This is a genomic window from Sphingobium lignivorans, from assembly GCF_014203955.1.
GTDB lineage: Bacteria > Pseudomonadota > Alphaproteobacteria > Sphingomonadales > Sphingomonadaceae > Sphingobium > Sphingobium lignivorans.
This window is the reverse complement of the sequence record NZ_JACHKA010000001.1, coordinates 925,210-940,383: the sequence shown is the minus strand read 5'-3', so window position 1 is coordinate 940,383 and position 15,174 is coordinate 925,210. Positions and strand designations below refer to the sequence as shown.

Genomic DNA, 15,174 nt, shown 5'->3' with positions numbered 1-15,174 from the left:
CCGGGATCCCGCTGCCTTGAAGATCGCCGGGTCCAGCCGGTTGAGAAAAGGAAGAAGCGGGATCCCGGATCGAGTCCGGGATGACGTCGTGAATGACGAGAGATGGTGCGCCGTTATGGCTCGGAATTCGTCCACGCCGGCTATCGGGCGGGGACCGCGCCTTGGCGGGCCAGCAGCCAGCGCGCCGCCTCGACGGGCGTGCGCTTGTCGGCATCGCGGTCCACCATCCAGTTCGCCGCGCGCATGGCATCCATGGGGATCGACCCGACGAGCGGCTGCAGCGCCGCGACCAGCCCGGGGTCCCGCGCGGCCGCCCCGGAAAGGAGCAGCAGCGCGTCATAGCGGGGCAGCGCGCCGGCCGGATCGTCCAGCGTCACGAGATCGAGCGCGGCGATGCGCCCGTCCGAGGAGAAAGCGGAGATCACGTCCACCGAGCCGTCCGCCAGCGCGCGATACATGAAGGTGGGGCTATAGGCCCGCTGCGAGCGGAACGCGGGGCCATAGCCGGCTTCCACCGCGCGCCACTCCGGGCGGCTGAGGAACTCGAGATCGCTGCCGAGGCGCAGGCGCGGCGATTCCCGCGCGAGATCCGCCAGCGTCGCGATGCCGAGCGCCTCGGCGCGATCGCGGCGCATGGCGAAGGCATAGGCATTCTCGAACCCGAGCGGGCCGAGCAGCTTCACCCCGTCCCGGCGCGCCAGCTCCCGCGATAGCGTGCGCATCATCGCCGCGCCGTCCGGCCTGTCCTCGCGTTGCAGGACATTGGCCCAGAGCGTGCCGGCATAATCGACATAGACCGCGATATCGCCCGCCGCGAGCGCGCGATAGGCGACCGAGGAGCCGAGATTGTCCCGCCGCTCGGTGCGATAGCCGGCCGCGCGCAGCCGCGCCTCGATGACGCGGGCGAGGATATATTGCTCGGAGAAATTCTTGGCGCCGATCACCACCGGCTTCCCGGCCGGTTCGCCGGGCGCCCTGCCGGCCACGCCGCCGCTCGAAGGCAGGGGCATGAACGCCGCCGCCAGCGCGAGCAGCAGAAGACCCAGCCCAGCCCAGAGCCGCGCGCGCGAGCGGGTCGCGAGCCCAGCCTCCACCTGCGCCAGCATCGCATCGACCAGCAAGGCAAGCAGCGCCGCCGCGATGCAGCCGGCCAGCACCCGCCGCCAGTCCTCGATCTGCAGGCCGGAGAAGATGAGATCGCCCAGCGTCGGCTGGCCGATGGTGGTGGCAAGCGTGGCCGTGCCGATCGTCCAGACGGCGGCCGTGCGGATGCCGGCGAGGATCACCGGCGCGCCCAAGGGCAGCTCGACCAGCCGCAGCCGCTGCCCCGCCGTCATGCCGAGACCTTCCGCAGCTTCGATCAGCGCAGGATCGATGCCGCGGATCGCCGCCACGCCGTTGCGCACGATCGGCAGCAGGGCATAGACGGTGAGCGCGAGCAGCGCGGGCAGGAAGCCAAGCGCCGGAATCGCAAGGCCGCTCAGATCCGCGAGGAACAGCAGCAGCGGATAGAACAGCGCCAGAAGCGCCAGCCCCGGTATGGTCTGCAGCAGGCTGACGAGCGCCAGCAATGGCCCGCGCGCGCCGCGACGATGCGCCGCGAGAATGGCAAGCGGCAGGCCAATCGCGATGGCGAGCAACACCGCGCATCCGCTGAGCAACAGGTGCTCCCGGGCAAGATTGGCCAGCTCGGCCCAACTCACGCCCAGCGCGCTCATGCGTCGCGCGCCAGGGCTTCGAGGGCAGCGGCCGCGCCCCGCGCCGCGTCCAGCATCGCATCGATGCGCGGATCGCCCCGGTGGCGGATCAGCGCGCGGGGCGGCATGTCCGCCAGCACCTGCCCCTCATCCATCACGACCACCCGATCCGCGAGCAGCAGCGCTTCGCTCATGTCATGCGTCACGAGCAGGCTGGTGAGGCCGAGCCGATCGTGCAGCGCGCGATACGCCGTGCCGAGCTCGGCACGCGTCACCGGATCGAGCGCACCGAAAGGCTCGTCCATCAGCATGATCGAGGGGCCTGCCGCCAGTGCCCGCGCGAAGCCGACGCGCTGCGCCTGCCCGCCGGACAGCTGCGCCGGATAGCGCTCCGCAAAATCCGCCGGCAGCGAGACGAGTGCCAGCAGCTCGGCGACCCGCGCCGCCCGCCCCGCGCGCGCCATGCCCTGCAGGCGCGGCACCAGCCAGATATTCTCCGCGACGCTCATGTGCGGGAAAAGCCCGATGCCCTGGAACACATAGCCGATGCGACGGCGCAGCGCGGCGAGCGGCTGGGCACTCACATCCTCGCCATCCACCATGATTTGCCCGGCATCGATATCGGCCAGCCGGTTGATCGCCTTGAGCAGCGTCGTCTTGCCCGCGCCCGACTGTCCGACGATGGCGAGGAAGCATCCGCTCTCGATGGCGAGCGTCACATCGTCGAGCGCGCGGCGCTCGCCATGGCTCTTGCTGACCTGAGAGAGAGTGATCATCGGCGAGACTGGACTTCCCTGGAGCGGCCGCGGAAAGGCCAGGTTAAACGCCAACGCGCAGGAAACCCAACCGGTTTCTCGCCCGCTGCGTCCGGTCGATCAGGCGCCCCCCCGGCCCGCACCACCGTCCCGCTTCGGGCCGCCCATGAGGCGCCGAGGGAAATTCCCCAGAAACCAACCGGCCTCCAGCGTGTTGTGTTGAGCAAGGCGGCGCATAGGTCTTCAGGACAGGCGCGATAAATGGGGGTCCTGCTTGTCTTCGATCGAGTTCGGCTCAGGAGGCTTTGGCTCTGGTGGAGCCGCCCGGAGCCGCGCATTGCGTCTCCTCGCGGCGTCACCGCTGGTGCTGACCGCGCTCATCGTCGCGGGCCAGCCCGTCCGCGCGCGCCAGCCTGCCGTGCCTGCCGACCCGCCCGTGCTGACCGGCGCGGAAGCGGATGACGCCGCCCCGTCAGACGCGCAGCCCGATGAGCCCATCATCTCCGACGAGGAATTCGACGAGAGCATCCCGCCGATTTCCGACGATCCCGCCGGCGCGATGGGCTCCGTCTCGGATTGGGAAGCCGAGGCCGATCGCCGCGCCGCCACGTCGGGCGAGCAGGCCCTGCCGCCCGTGGATGACATCGGCGCGCCCCTGCCCGACGACCCCGAGGCGGACCAGCCGCTGACCCCGATCGAGGCCTTCGACGTCGAGCCCTTCGACGACAGCCGCTATACCGAGGAGGAGGAAAGCCGCGCCGCCGAGACGCGGTACAATTACAGCGTCGAAGGCCTCGACACGCTGAACGAGGCAGGCAGCAAGGCCCCGGTGGACGCCGATACGATCCGCGCCCAGTTCCAGTCCCTCTCCGCGCTGGAGGACGGCGATGGCCGCGCGGCGAACGGCGCGATGATCAATGCCCGGCTGGAGGAGGACCAGAAGCTCCTCGCGGACATTCTTTCGAGCCACGGCTTCTTCGATTCCAGCGTACGCGGGAGCCTCCAGCTCGGCGAGACAGGCAGCGACGATCCGGTCCGCGTGCTCCTCGAAGTGACGCCCGGCCCCCGCTACGTGCTGGGTGCCATCCGCTTCGACGCGGCGCCGGTGATCCCCGAGGACCTCATCGTCAGTGCATTCAAACCGCAGACCGGCGACCCCATCGAGGCGGAGGACATTCTCGCGGGCGAGGCCAGCATCGCGGTGGAACTGCCGCAGAACGGCTATCCTTTTGTCGAGATCGGCGAGCGCGACATCCTGCTCGATGCGGAGACGCGCACCGGGGACTATACGCTGCCCGTGACGCCCGGCCCGCGCAGCAGCTTCGGCGACATCGTGAACCGGGGCGAGGAAGCCGTGTTCGAGCCCGGGCACATCGAGCGGATCGCGCGGTTCCGCAAGGGCGAGCTCTACGACAGCCGGAAAGTGGACGACCTGCGCCGCGCGCTGGTCGCGACCGGGCTGTTCTCGGTCGTCTCGGTCGACCCCGAGCCGAGCGGCGTCCCGGCCGGCGACGGCACGGACTATGCGACACTGGTCGTCAGCCAGGAAGCCGGGCCGCCCCGCACGCTGGCGGCGCAGGCGGGCTACGAGACCGGACAAGGCATCAAGATCGACGGAAGCTGGACGCACCGCAACATGTTCCCGCCGGAAGGCGCGCTGGTCGTGCAGGGAACCGCCGGCACGCAGGAACAGGGGCTCGGCGTCGCCTTCCGCCGCTCCAATGCCGGCCGGCGCGACCGCACGGTGGAACTGGGCGTCGACGCGCGGCGCAGTGACTTCGAGGCTTATGAGGCGCTGACCGGGCGGCTCTATGGCCGCGTCTCCTATGACAGCACGCCGATCTGGCAGAAGCGCTGGACCTATAATTATGGCTTCGAGCTGATCGGCACCAATGAGCAGGACTATGATTTCGACGCGGGCGAGCGGCGGCGGCGCACATATTATGTGCTGGCGTTGCCCGGGCAGATCACGTTCGACACCTCCAACTCGCTGCTCGACCCCACGCGCGGTTTCCGCCTCTCTGCGCGCATCTCCCCGGAGAGCTCGCTGGGCAGCGGCGCGCAGGCCTATGCCCGCACGCTGTTCGAGGGCACGGGCTATTACCCCGTCTCGGACGATGTGGTGCTCGCCGGACGCGCCCGCGTGGGCATGATCGGCGGCGCAGCGCGCGCGCAGATAGCGCCATCGCGGCGTTTCTATGGCGGCGGCGGCGGCTCGGTGCGTGGCTTCGGCTATCAGGAGCTGGGGCCCAAGGACCCGGACAACCGACCGATCGGCGGGCGCAGCCTGGTCGAGGCGGCAGCGGAAGTGCGCTACCGCTTCGGCAATTACGGCATCGTCGGCTTCATCGATGGCGGGCAGGTCTACACCAGCGAGATGCCGCGCTTCACGGACTGGCGCTTCGGCGTCGGCATCGGCGGACGCTTCTACACCAATTTCGGGCCGATGCGGCTGGACGTCGCCACGCCGATCAATCGCCAGCCGGGTGAATCGCGCGTTTCCGTCTATATCTCGATCGGGCAGGCCTTCTGATGGCGGAGACCAGCGACATGACGCCCGCGCCGCTGCCCGAGGCTCCCCCGCCCCGCCGCGCCCGCTGGGGCCGCCGCGTGGCGCTCGGCCTTCTCGGGCTGCTGGGCCTGCTGCTCGCGCTGGCGATCGGCGGCTATGCCTGGCTGGGCACGGACAGCGGCCGGCGCTTCGTGGCACGGCAAGTGGAAGGGCTGAGCTTCGAGAATGGCATGCAGATCCGCGTCGGCCGGATCGAGGGCTCGATCTTCGGCGCCCTGCGGCTGCGCGATGTCGCCCTGCGCGACCCCCGGGGCACATTCCTCAGCGCCCCGCTGATCGACATGGACTGGCGCCCGTTCGCTTATCTCAGCAATCACGTGGACATCCGCGCGCTGCTCATCCCGCAGGCGCGGTTCCATCGCAATCCGCAGTTCAACCCGACGCCGCCGAGCGAAGGCCCGCTGCTGCCCGATCTCGACATCGATGTGAACCGACTGGAGATCGGCCGCTTGCAGATCGACGCGCCGGTCACCGGACGGCGCCATCTGCTGGGCCTTGCCGGCACGGTACACATTGCCGACCGCCGCGCACAGATCAAGGCGGACGGGCGCGCCATCGCCGCCCCGGGCGTGGCCGGAGGCGACCGGCTCGCGCTGGTGCTCGACGCAGTGCCGGAAAGCAATCGCCTCGCCATCGAGATGCGGCTGGCGGGCCCGGCCGACGGGCTCGTCGCGAGCTACAGCGGCGTCGCGCAACCCGTCGCGCTCACGGTCTCGGGCAAAGGCGACTGGCAGATTTGGGACGGGCGGCTCTCGGGCACGATGGGCGCGGAGGACCTCGCCAATGTCGTCATCACCGCGCGGGACGGCACCTTCACGGCGCGGGGGCCGATCCGCCCCGGCCTGTTCATCACCGGCCCCGGGCGGGCGATGCTGGAACCGGTCACCCAGCTCGATCTCTCCGCCACGCTGGCCGAGCGGCGCGCTCATCTGCACGGCGGCGTGACGAGCGACAATTTCACCTTCGGCGCCGACGGGCAGGTTGACCTGGGCGCCAGCACGATGCGCGATCTCCAACTCGGCTTCCGCCTGCTCAAGCCGAGTGTCATCGCCGAAAATCTGAGCGGCGCGGACATCGCCGCGACGGCAACGCTCAACGGCAGCTTCGCTGCGCCGGAAATCGCCTACGGGCTGACCGCGCAGCGGATCGGCTTCGGCGCGACGGTGGTGGAAGGGCTGAGCGTCTCGGGCAGCGCCGCGCTGGAGAAGGAGCAATGGCGCATTCCCCTGCACGGCAGCGCCCGGCGGATCATCGGCGTCAACGAGAGCGTTGCCCCGCTGCTCACCAATGTGCGCATCGATGGCGACCTTGCTTATGCGAACGCCCGGCTGCTCTCGGACAATATCCGCCTGCGCTCGGACCGCATCGATGCCACCGCCGTGATCGTCGCCGATCTCGACAAGGCGCTGTACAGCGGCGCGCTCAATGGCCGGGTCAACGACTACCGGGTGGAGAGCGTAGGCATCTTCAACCTGCAGACGGACATGGACCTCAAGACCGGGGCCAATGGCTATTTCCGGCTCGGCGGCCGCGTCGCCGCCCGCTCCACCCGGCTGCTGAATGATAGCGTGCAGACGTTCCTCGGCGGCAACGCGCTCATCGTCGCGAATGTGGGTTATGACAGCAATGGCGTGGCCAGCCTCGACCGGCTGGACGTGTCGGCCCCGCAATTCCGGCTCACCGGCGGCCGGGGCCGTTATGGGGCGGACGGATCGCTGCGCTTCGCCGCGAGCGGCAGTTCGGATCAATATGGCCCCTTGAGCCTGGACGTGACGGGTTCGGTCGCGCGGCCGGTGGTGCGCCTCGCCGCGCCGCGCCCGGGGCTCGGCATCGGCCTTGCCGATCTGGAAGCGACGGTGCGCGGCAATGACGGCACCTATCTGGTCGATGCCCAGGGCGTCACCGATTACGGACCGCTCAAGGCCGACGTGGCGGTGCGCACCGGTGGCGCGCTGGCGATCGACGTGCGGCAGGGGACCAATTTCGCCGGCATCGGCTTGACCGGTCAGATCACGCAGACGCGCGCTGGCCCGTTCGCGGGCACGCTGCTCGCCAATGGCTCCGGCCTCAACGGACGGGTGGACCTCTCGGATCAGGGCGGCTCGCAGCGCCTGCTCGTCAATGCGCGCGCCCGCGACGCGAGCCTGCCCGGCAACGCCACTGTCAGCCTCGCCCGCGGCTTCGTGAATGCCGACGTCCTGCTCGCCGACCAGCCGCAGGTGGTAGCCGCCATGGAGCTCGCCGGCGCCCGCATGGGCGAACTCAGCATCGCCGCAGCGCGCGCCGACGTGAATTATCGCGGCGGTAGCGGTCAGGCGAAGATGCTGGTCGAGGGACGCACGCGTTACCCTTTCCGGCTCGCCGCCAACACCCGCTTCGATCCCGCGCTCTGGCGCGTCGCGATCGACGGGCGGCTCAACGGCATCGACGTGAAAACGCGCGAGGCCATGCGGATCGTGCCGGAGGACAGCGGATACACGCTTCGCCCCGCCGCGCTGTCGATCGGACAGGGCACGCTGCGGCTGGCCGGCCGCTATGGCCCGGGCATGTCCCTCCAGGCGCGCCTGCAGGACGTCAATCTGGCGCTCGCCAATCCGTTCGCACCCGGCCTCGGCCTCGGCGGCATGGCCAATGGCAGCGTCGATTTCTCGCAGCCTTCGGACAGTGCCTTCCCGAGCGCGGATGCTCGTTTGCGGATCGACAATTTCACCCGCACGAGCCTCGCGGCGGTCTCCGAGCCGGTCGACATGAGCTTCGTGGGCCGGCTGGTGCCGGATGGCGGCAATGCCCGCGCCATCATCCGCCGGCGCGGCGCCGCGATCGGGCGCCTGCAGGTCGATCTTCGCCCCCTGCCCCCCGGCGCCGGCAGCTGGACCACGCGCCTCATGGCAGCGCCCCTCTCCGGCGGCGTGCGCTACAATGGCCCGGCGGACGTGCTGTTCTCGCTCGCGGCCCTGCCCGACCAGAGCCTGCGCGGACCCGTTGGCCTTGCCGCGGACTTCACCGGGCGGGTGAGCGCGCCGCAGCTCACCGGCGTCGTCCGCGCGAACAATCTCGTCTATGAGAACACGCAGTTCGGCACGCGCCTGACCCAGCTTGCGGTGCGCGGCCGCTTCACCAACGACCGCCTGCAGGTCGAGAGCCTCACCGCCAATGCGGGCGACGGCACGGTGAGCGCCAGCGGCTTCGTCTCGCTGAGCTCAGCGCAGGGCTTCCCCATCCAGCTCGGCATCGACATGAACAATGCCCAGCTCGCGAGCGGATCCGACATGGAGGCCCGCACGACCGGGCAGCTGCGCGTGGTCAACGGCCCGGGCACCCCGGCGACGATCAGCGGGAGCATCGCGCTGCCCGAGACGCGCTATCGCATCGTCCGCCAGGGTTCGGCGCAGGTGCCCACGCTCACCGGCGTGCGCCGCAAGCCGGCGCTCGGACGCGAGCGGATCAGCGGCGCGCCCGAGCCGATGGAGAGCATCCCGTCCGACTGGCGGCTGGACGTACGGCTCCGGGCGGACAACCGCATCTATGTGAGCGGCATGGGCCTTGAATCCGAATGGAGCGCGGATATCCACGTCGGCGGCACCAGCGGCGCCCCGCGGATCACCGGGGACGTGCGGCTCGTGCGCGGCACGCTCGGCTTTGCCGGCCGCTCGTTCGAGCTTCAGGAAGGCCGTCTCACCTTCAGCGGCGACGAAATGACCAATCCGGAACTGCGCATCGTGGCCAGCGGCGATGTCGAGGACGTGACGATCAACATCACCATCACCGGTTCGGCCGGCGACCCCCAGATCGCGTTCAGCTCGACGCCAAGCCTCCCCCAGGACGAGCTGATGGCCCGCATCCTGTTCGGCAATTCGGTCGGGGAACTGAGCACGATCCAGGCGGTCCAGCTCGCCGCCTCGCTCAACAGCCTGCGCGGCAGCGGCGGCGGGCTCAATCCGCTCGGCGTGCTGCAATCCGCCAGCGGCATCGACCGGCTGCGCATCCTCGGCGCGGACGAGGAGACCGGCCGGGGAACTTCCCTCGCGGTGGGGCAATATATCAGCAACGACATCTATGTGGAGATCGTGACGGACGCGCGGGGATACACCGCCACCCAGCTCGAAGTCAGCCTGTCCCGCGCCCTTTCGGTGCTCAGCTCGATGGGCAGCTTCGGCGGATCGAGCGTGAACCTGCGCTATCGGAAGGATTATTGATGCGCCGTTTCCTTGTCCTTTGCTGCCCGATGCTGCTCGTGGCCTGCGGCAGCGACCAGAGCTTCGACGAGCGCTACAACGAGCAGGCGCAGTCGATCGATACGACCGCGAGCAACATCCAGGAGGAGTTGAGCCGGCAAATGAATGCCTCCGCGCAGGCCGGCCGGCTCCGCACCGATCCGAACGCGCCCGACACCATGGTCAATCAGGCCCAGCCATGACGCCGAGCGAGGGACCAGTCACGGAGGACGGCCAGCCGATTTCCCGTCAGGAAGCGGAGATGCTGGCCGATACGCTGCCCGGCGCACGGGGAGAATCCCCGCTGCAGCTTCCGCGCGCCGCCTGGTGGTCGATCGTCAAGCGCATCTACGTGATGATCGGCTTCCACAATCTCAGCCTCTTGGCCGCGGGCGTGGCTTTCTACGCTTTTCTCGCCTTCGTGCCGCTCATCGCGTCCATCGTCCTCCTGTACGGCCTGATCGGCGATCCGCAGAGCGTCGCCGCCAACGTCACGCTGCTCGAAGGCATCGTGCCGCCCGAGGTGCTGACCATCCTGAAGGAGCAGCTGCTGGCCATCGTCACCAGCAGCAAGACGGCGCAAGGCCTCGGCCTCTTCATCGCGCTCTTCTTTTCGCTCTACGGCGCGATGCGCGCGGCCACCGCGATGATCACCGCGCTCAACGTGATCTACGAGGAATATGAGACGCGCAACTTCATCCGCACAACCGGCCTCGCCGCTGCCATCACGCTCGGCATGGTCATGGTCGCCATCATCGGCACGGTGGCGATCTCACTGTTCACATATGCGCGCAATTTCCTCGCGCCTTATATCGGAAGCGCGGCCGCCCTGCTCATCCAGGGGCTGACCTGGCTGTTCGCGGGCGCGCTCATCAGCCTGACCTTCGCGGTGTTCTTTCGCTACGCGCCGGACCGGCGCGCCGCCAAATGGCGGTGGCTCTCCGTGGGCTCGGTCCTCTCTACGGTGCTCTGGCTGGCGATCACGCTGGGCTTCGGCTTCTATGTCGCCAACATCACGAACTACAACGCCACTTATGGCTCGCTCGCGGCGGTCGTCATCTTTCTCATGTGGCTGTTCGTGTCCGCTTTCGCGGTGCTGATCGGCGCGGAAGTGAACAGCGAGATGGAACGGCAGACGATGGTCGATTCGACCGTCGGCCCGGACCGCCCGATGGGCCAGCGGGGCGCGGTGATGGCGGACAGTGTCGCGCTCGACCGGGCGAGCCGGCTGCTCATGGAGAAGAAGCGCCGGCGGGAGGCCGCGCATCGCGCCAGCCGCGTATCCTGAACGGCAGAACATGGGGACAGGCCACGGGAACAGGCCGGGTTTCCGGGCGTTGGCATGACAAAAGGTTCACGCGCGAAGGAGATCCGACATGGCGGCTTCCACAGCTTCACACACTGCAACTTCGGCGGGCAAGGCTCCGGCGGGCAAGGCGCTTTCGACACCCGCGAAGGGCGCCGTCGCGCCTAAGGCCCGCGCCGTCGCCCGCTCGGTGGGACAGGCATGCCTCACCACGGGTGAGGCGGGGATCGCGCTCGCCGAGCCGGTGATGCGTTCGCTGCGAAGCGAGCAGCCCAGCACGCTCGCGAAGATGGCGCTGGCCGCTGCCACGCCGCGTCTCGTGGATGGCGCGATCCGGTTCGCGATCCGCAATCCGGTGGTCACGCTCATCGGCGTGGTGGTGATCGCGCGCATGAAGATGCGCCAGCAGGCCGTCGCCGGCGAGGGGGCGTGAGGGCCAGCGCCTCCCGCTCCTCACCGGCTGCGACCTGCACCCCGTCAGTTTCGATCAGCGATCGCTTCGCCGTCCTTTTCTTCCTCGAACAGCAGTGCCGCAGCACCCGTCGCCGACAGACGGACCTGATCGCCCTCGATCTCGGCGACCAGTCCGCCCGACAGATAATGATGGTGGCTTCCATGCGAGCCGCTGTCCGCCTTCGTCATCTTGATCCGGTCGCCCTCGACCTTGTCGACGGTGCCGATGTGCACGCCGTCCGCCCCGATGATGTCCATATGCTCACGCACCTGACTCAGATCAGCCATGATTGCTCTCCTTTCATGATCGTCATGGGCCTCTCTTGCGAACGCACCGGCGGCGGATTGGATGCCCGCTCGGGCAGCGGTTCGCCTCGCCCCCTGCCCGGCTGCGCGAATGGGCCGCGGCTCGACCCGCGGCCGGTCGGCAGGAGCTGAACGCCATGCCCATAACAACCAACCCCGAGTGGCAGCAGCTCGCGCTTTATGCGGCGGGCGCGGCGCTGCTGCTCATCATCCTTTTCAACATCCCCTATGTGGGGCGGATATTGCGCGCGCTCCTCTCCTTCGCGATCCTGGTTTTCTGCCTGTTCCTGCTGTTCCAGCATGCACCCTTCGATCCCAACCTCGCGCGCCTCACCGATCGCATGGGGATCGACGGGCAGCGGATAGAGGGCGAGGAAGTCCATATCCCGATGGCGCGGGATGGTCATTTCTGGGCCGACGTGCGGATCAACGGCGTGAAGCGCCGCATGCTCATCGACAGCGGCGCCACCATTACCGCCCTTTCGGCGCAGACCGCCGATCTGGCTTCGGTCCAGCGCGACGCCAGCATGGTGCCCGTGATCCTGCGGACGGCAAACGGTGCGGTGGAAGCGCGCACTGGGACGGTCGAGCGGCTCCAGCTCGGCGGCATTCAGGCCCAGGGCCTCAAGGTCGTGATCTCGCCCGCTCTGGGCCCGATGGACGTGCTGGGCATGAATTTCCTCTCCAAGCTGGCCTCATGGCGCGTGGAGGGGCGAACGCTCATTCTGGTGCCGCCACGGGCGACCGCCGCTGGAGAGCCCGGCTCGGCAGAACATGCGCCGTTCTGACACCTGCCCCCGGAGCCGGGCCATTCCGCCCGTTTCAGCCGGCGGGTTCGCGCAGGAACCGCTCCACCGCCTCCGGGCTTCCGATGGCCATCGGGGCGGCCCAGAGCCCGGGCTCCCGATCGACTGACTGGAAACCGTCGAAGGGCTGCCAGTCGTCGCCTCCCTGCTTCTCCAGCATGGTCTTGCCGGCCGCGATGCCAAGGGCGGCGCCGGCGGCGACATCCCAGATATTGGGCCTTTCGAACCATGCCATTTCGAGCAGTCCGGCCGCGACGAAAGCGCATTCGATAGCGGCCGATCCCGTCTTGCGGCTGTCCCAGTCCGGCGCCGGACGGGACGGCGCGCTGGGGACGCCCCGCAGGCGGCGCCGCACGGCCGGGTTGACCTGACTGTCCAGCGTCGCGCCGTTGAACCGCAGCGGTCCGTTGACCGCAGCATGATAGACGCCAGCCTCAAGGGCGTGGCTGGTGCTGCACCAGACCGCGCCGGCAATGGGCCGTCCCCGGAAAAGGACGCCCACCGAAGAGGCAAACAACGGAAAGCCGTTAATGAAATTGGTGGTGCCGTCGATCGGGTCGACCGCCCAGAGGAAATCATGGCCACGGCCCGGCCGATGATCCATTTCCTCCCCGATGATGTCATGATCGGGGAAATGCACCGCCAGCCGCTCGCGGATGACGGTTTCGACATGGGCATCCACTTCCGACACCGGATCGCGGAAATGCGCGCTATCCTCCTCGCTGCTCTTATAGCGCACGCGCAGCATGCCGCCGAGCGCGGCGCGGATTTCGGTGCCGCCCAGCTGGGCAAGCTCGACGGCAAGCGCCTCGATGTCGGTCAGGAGGGCATCGTCGAGCGGGGCGCTCTCGTCCTTGTCGCGAGTCATCATGTCGGCTCCCATGGCTGGAGGATCTTCACCGGGCGGCGCAAGCGGACCTCCACGCTGCCGGACAGTGTCGCATCGGGTGAGCGATCATCGAGGCGGAAGGGCCGGTCATGCACGGTCAGCCGGGCTCGGGTGGCGCGCCACACCGGCAACGGGCAGGGGGCCGAGTCCGGATCGAGCGCCCATTCGTGCAGCAGGTCGCGCTGGTGCGGCTGCACGACCACGATGTCGAACAACCCGTCGCCCGCGAGCGCGCCCGGCGCGAGTGCCAGCGTGGACCCGACAAAGGGAATGTTCAGCATCTCCACCATCAGGCATTGGCCCTGCCAGCGCCTATCGGGCGTTTCGATCGCGCAATCGAACGGCTCGGCCCGGCACAGCGCGGCGCGGAAGGCCGCACGGCCGTTCTCCCGTTTCTCGGCGGCCGTTCTGGGGGCTTCCTCCGCATCGTCCACGGCGTCCGTAAGCACGCCCGTGCCGACGGCCTCCACGAACCGGCGGCGGCCCCATGGGCCATCCGCCTCGCAGCGGTCGAGCAGCGTCCAGCGCTCGGCCGACCAGCGCTCGGGGATCGTGCGCCAGTCTCCGTCGACGCCGAGCGCGCCGGCGATGTTGTTGGCGCCGCCGAGGGGCAGGATGCCGATCGGCACATCCTGATCCTTCAGCGCCGAGACCACATCGGCCACGGTGCCATCGCCGCCCGCAGCGACGATCAGATCGAACGGACCCTCGAGAGCGGCCTCGAGCTCCTCATCCAGATGCGAGCAATATCGGCTCTCGTAGCCCGCGCGGCGCAGATACGCCTCGATGACATGGCGTGGCACCGGATCAGTGCCTGCATTGTCATTATGGACCAGCAGGGCGCGCTTCATCGGGTGGCCGGCGCGACGCGCCAGATGGTGTTCGAGAGATCGTCCGCGACGAACAGCGCCCGGCGCGCGGGATCATAAGTGACGCCGACCGGCCGGCCCCGCGCCTTGCCATCCTCATCGATGAAGCCGGTCAGAAAGGGACGCGGCGGACCGGCGGGCCGGCCATTGGAGAACGGCACCCACACGACATTGTAGCCGACGAGGGTCCGGCGGTTCCAGCTGCCATGCTGGCCCACGAACGCGCCCTCGCCGTAGCTGCCGGCGAAACCCGGGCCGCGCACGAAGGCAAGGCCCAGCGGCGCGACATGGGAGCCCAGCGAATAATCCGGCGTGACCGCGCTGGCGACCAGCTCCGGCCTCTGCGGGCGCACGCGTGGATCGATGTGCCGGCCCCAGTAGCTGTAGGGCCAGCCATAGAATGCGCCCGGGCGCACGGCGGTGAGATAATCCGGCACCAGATTGGCCCCGATCTCGTCCCGCTCGTTCACCACGGCCCAGAGAGCACGGGTGCGCGGCTCGATGGCCAGCGCGGTGGGATTGCGGATGCCGGTCACATAGGTCCGGCGGGCGCCGGTCTCGCGGTCGATTTCCCAGATGACGGCGCGCTCCTCTTCCACCGCCATGCCCCGCTCGCCGACATTACTGTTGGAGCCGATCCCCACATAAAGCTTCGTGCCATCGGCACTGGGGACCAGCGCCTTGGTCCAGTGGTGATTGAGCCGCGAGGGCAGTTTGGTGACTTGCGTGCCGGGCGTGGTGATCCGCGTCTGGCCGTCCTGATAAGGGAAGCGCAGCAGGGCATCCTGATTGGCGACGTAAAGGCTGCCATCCACCAGCGCGAGGCCATAAGGCGCGTTCAGCCCGGAAATGAAGGTGGTGCGAAACTCGGCCCGGCCGTCGCCATCCTCATCCCGCAACAGGGTGATGCGGTCACCGCCTTCGGTGCCGCTCTTGCCGCGACTCTTGATGACGCCGGCGATGAGATCCTTGGGCCGCATCACCGGTGCGCCGCCACCCCGGCCCTCCGCCACCAACAGGTCGCCATTGGGCAGCACGAGCATCTGGCGCGGCACCTTGAGATCGGTCGCGACAGCGGTAACGGTGAAGCCTGCCGGGGCACGAGGCTTCGCGCCGTCCCAGCCCGTCGGCGAGGCGATCTTCATGGGCGGGACCAGCGTCTCCGCAGGCTCGGGCAGATGCGGGCGGGACCCGATCTGCTCCGGCGGCAGCGGACCGTCGGAACATCCCGCCAGCGCCAGGCTGAGCGCCAGGCCGGCCACGGCCGGGCGCGAGACCGACTGGCGGCGCAGCGCACGCATCTTCAT

The 15,174-nt window shown here is 69.0% G+C and carries 12 protein-coding genes; 6 read left to right on the top strand and 6 right to left on the bottom strand.

Annotated features, from left to right (window positions below; translation table 11 throughout):
* Window positions 1-140: 140 nt before the first annotated feature.
* Both HNP60_RS04370 and HNP60_RS04365 read right to left on the bottom strand, forming a co-directional pair.
* Complete coding sequence (locus HNP60_RS04370) at window positions 141-1,718, bottom strand: ABC transporter permease/substrate-binding protein (protein WP_184150657.1); 1,578 nt, start codon at window positions 1,716-1,718, stop codon at window positions 141-143.
* Window positions 1,715-2,473 (bottom strand): ATP-binding cassette domain-containing protein, encoded by a 759-nt coding sequence (locus HNP60_RS04365; protein ID WP_184150654.1) that lies wholly within the window; start codon window positions 2,471-2,473, stop codon window positions 1,715-1,717. Before HNP60_RS04365 ends, HNP60_RS04370 begins: the two co-directional genes overlap by 4 nt.
* A gap of 316 nt (window positions 2,474-2,789) precedes the next feature.
* Between HNP60_RS04365 and HNP60_RS04360 the strand changes: the two genes are divergently transcribed.
* From HNP60_RS04360 to HNP60_RS04340, 5 genes are all read left to right on the top strand, one after another.
* On the top strand, window positions 2,790-4,985 hold the full coding sequence (locus HNP60_RS04360) for an autotransporter assembly complex protein TamA (RefSeq protein ID WP_184150649.1): 2,196 nt from the start codon (window positions 2,790-2,792) through the stop codon (window positions 4,983-4,985).
* Complete coding sequence (locus tag HNP60_RS04355; RefSeq protein WP_184150648.1) at window positions 4,985-9,220, top strand: translocation/assembly module TamB domain-containing protein; 4,236 nt, start codon at window positions 4,985-4,987, stop codon at window positions 9,218-9,220. The genes HNP60_RS04360 and HNP60_RS04355 overlap by 1 nt, the downstream gene beginning before the upstream one ends.
* Window positions 9,220-9,441, top strand: coding sequence for a hypothetical protein (locus HNP60_RS04350; RefSeq protein ID WP_184050458.1), 222 nt, complete (start codon window positions 9,220-9,222; stop codon window positions 9,439-9,441). Before HNP60_RS04355 ends, HNP60_RS04350 begins: the two co-directional genes overlap by 1 nt.
* The gene (locus HNP60_RS04345) at window positions 9,438-10,526 is read left to right on the top strand and encodes a YihY/virulence factor BrkB family protein (RefSeq protein ID WP_184150640.1); all 1,089 of its coding nucleotides are present in this window, start codon (window positions 9,438-9,440) and stop codon (window positions 10,524-10,526) included. The genes HNP60_RS04350 and HNP60_RS04345 overlap by 4 nt, the downstream gene beginning before the upstream one ends.
* Before the next feature lie 88 nt (window positions 10,527-10,614).
* The gene (locus HNP60_RS04340; protein ID WP_184150637.1) at window positions 10,615-10,977 is read left to right on the top strand and encodes a hypothetical protein; all 363 of its coding nucleotides are present in this window, start codon (window positions 10,615-10,617) and stop codon (window positions 10,975-10,977) included.
* Between the two features lie 44 nt (window positions 10,978-11,021).
* On the opposite strand, the gene HNP60_RS04335 is transcribed toward HNP60_RS04340, so the two are convergent.
* Window positions 11,022-11,285: a DUF2171 domain-containing protein gene (locus HNP60_RS04335; RefSeq protein WP_014075241.1), complete on the bottom strand. Its 264-nt coding sequence runs from the start codon at window positions 11,283-11,285 to the stop codon at window positions 11,022-11,024.
* A gap of 155 nt (window positions 11,286-11,440) precedes the next feature.
* Between HNP60_RS04335 and HNP60_RS04330 the strand changes: the two genes are divergently transcribed.
* Window positions 11,441-12,091: a retropepsin-like aspartic protease family protein gene (locus tag HNP60_RS04330; RefSeq protein ID WP_184150634.1), complete on the top strand. Its 651-nt coding sequence runs from the start codon at window positions 11,441-11,443 to the stop codon at window positions 12,089-12,091.
* A 34-nt stretch (window positions 12,092-12,125) separates the two neighbouring features.
* Here the strand turns inward: HNP60_RS04330 and HNP60_RS04325 are convergent, their stop codons facing one another.
* Genes HNP60_RS04325 through HNP60_RS04315 form a run of 3 tightly spaced genes read right to left on the bottom strand, consistent with a single transcriptional unit; the run spans window position 12,126 to window position 15,168 of the window.
* On the bottom strand, window positions 12,126-12,980 hold the full coding sequence (locus HNP60_RS04325) for an inositol monophosphatase family protein (RefSeq protein WP_184150631.1): 855 nt from the start codon (window positions 12,978-12,980) through the stop codon (window positions 12,126-12,128).
* Window positions 12,977-13,849 (bottom strand): diacylglycerol/lipid kinase family protein, encoded by an 873-nt coding sequence (locus HNP60_RS04320; RefSeq protein WP_184150628.1) that lies wholly within the window; start codon window positions 13,847-13,849, stop codon window positions 12,977-12,979. Before HNP60_RS04320 ends, HNP60_RS04325 begins: the two co-directional genes overlap by 4 nt.
* On the bottom strand, window positions 13,846-15,168 hold the full coding sequence (locus HNP60_RS04315) for a PQQ-dependent sugar dehydrogenase (RefSeq protein ID WP_184156862.1): 1,323 nt from the start codon (window positions 15,166-15,168) through the stop codon (window positions 13,846-13,848). The genes HNP60_RS04320 and HNP60_RS04315 overlap by 4 nt, the downstream gene beginning before the upstream one ends.
* Window positions 15,169-15,174 lie beyond the last annotated feature (6 nt).

Coding starts and splice junctions, on each gene's coding strand:
- HNP60_RS04340 (WP_184150637.1), top strand. CDS start 10,615: ATGGCGGCTTCCACAGCTTCACACACTGCAACTTCGGCGGGCAAGGCT.
- HNP60_RS04350 (WP_184050458.1), top strand. CDS start 9,220: ATGCGCCGTTTCCTTGTCCTTTGCTGCCCGATGCTGCTCGTGGCCTGC.
- HNP60_RS04320 (WP_184150628.1), bottom strand. CDS start 13,849: ATGAAGCGCGCCCTGCTGGTCCATAATGACAATGCAGGCACTGATCCG.
- HNP60_RS04335 (WP_014075241.1), bottom strand. CDS start 11,285: ATGGCTGATCTGAGTCAGGTGCGTGAGCATATGGACATCATCGGGGCG.
- HNP60_RS04345 (WP_184150640.1), top strand. CDS start 9,438: ATGACGCCGAGCGAGGGACCAGTCACGGAGGACGGCCAGCCGATTTCC.
- HNP60_RS04355 (WP_184150648.1), top strand. CDS start 4,985: ATGGCGGAGACCAGCGACATGACGCCCGCGCCGCTGCCCGAGGCTCCC.
- HNP60_RS04315 (WP_184156862.1), bottom strand. CDS start 15,168: ATGCGTGCGCTGCGCCGCCAGTCGGTCTCGCGCCCGGCCGTGGCCGGC.
- HNP60_RS04325 (WP_184150631.1), bottom strand. CDS start 12,980: ATGATGACTCGCGACAAGGACGAGAGCGCCCCGCTCGACGATGCCCTC.
- HNP60_RS04365 (WP_184150654.1), bottom strand. CDS start 2,473: ATGATCACTCTCTCTCAGGTCAGCAAGAGCCATGGCGAGCGCCGCGCG.
- HNP60_RS04370 (WP_184150657.1), bottom strand. CDS start 1,718: ATGAGCGCGCTGGGCGTGAGTTGGGCCGAGCTGGCCAATCTTGCCCGG.
- HNP60_RS04330 (WP_184150634.1), top strand. CDS start 11,441: ATGCCCATAACAACCAACCCCGAGTGGCAGCAGCTCGCGCTTTATGCG.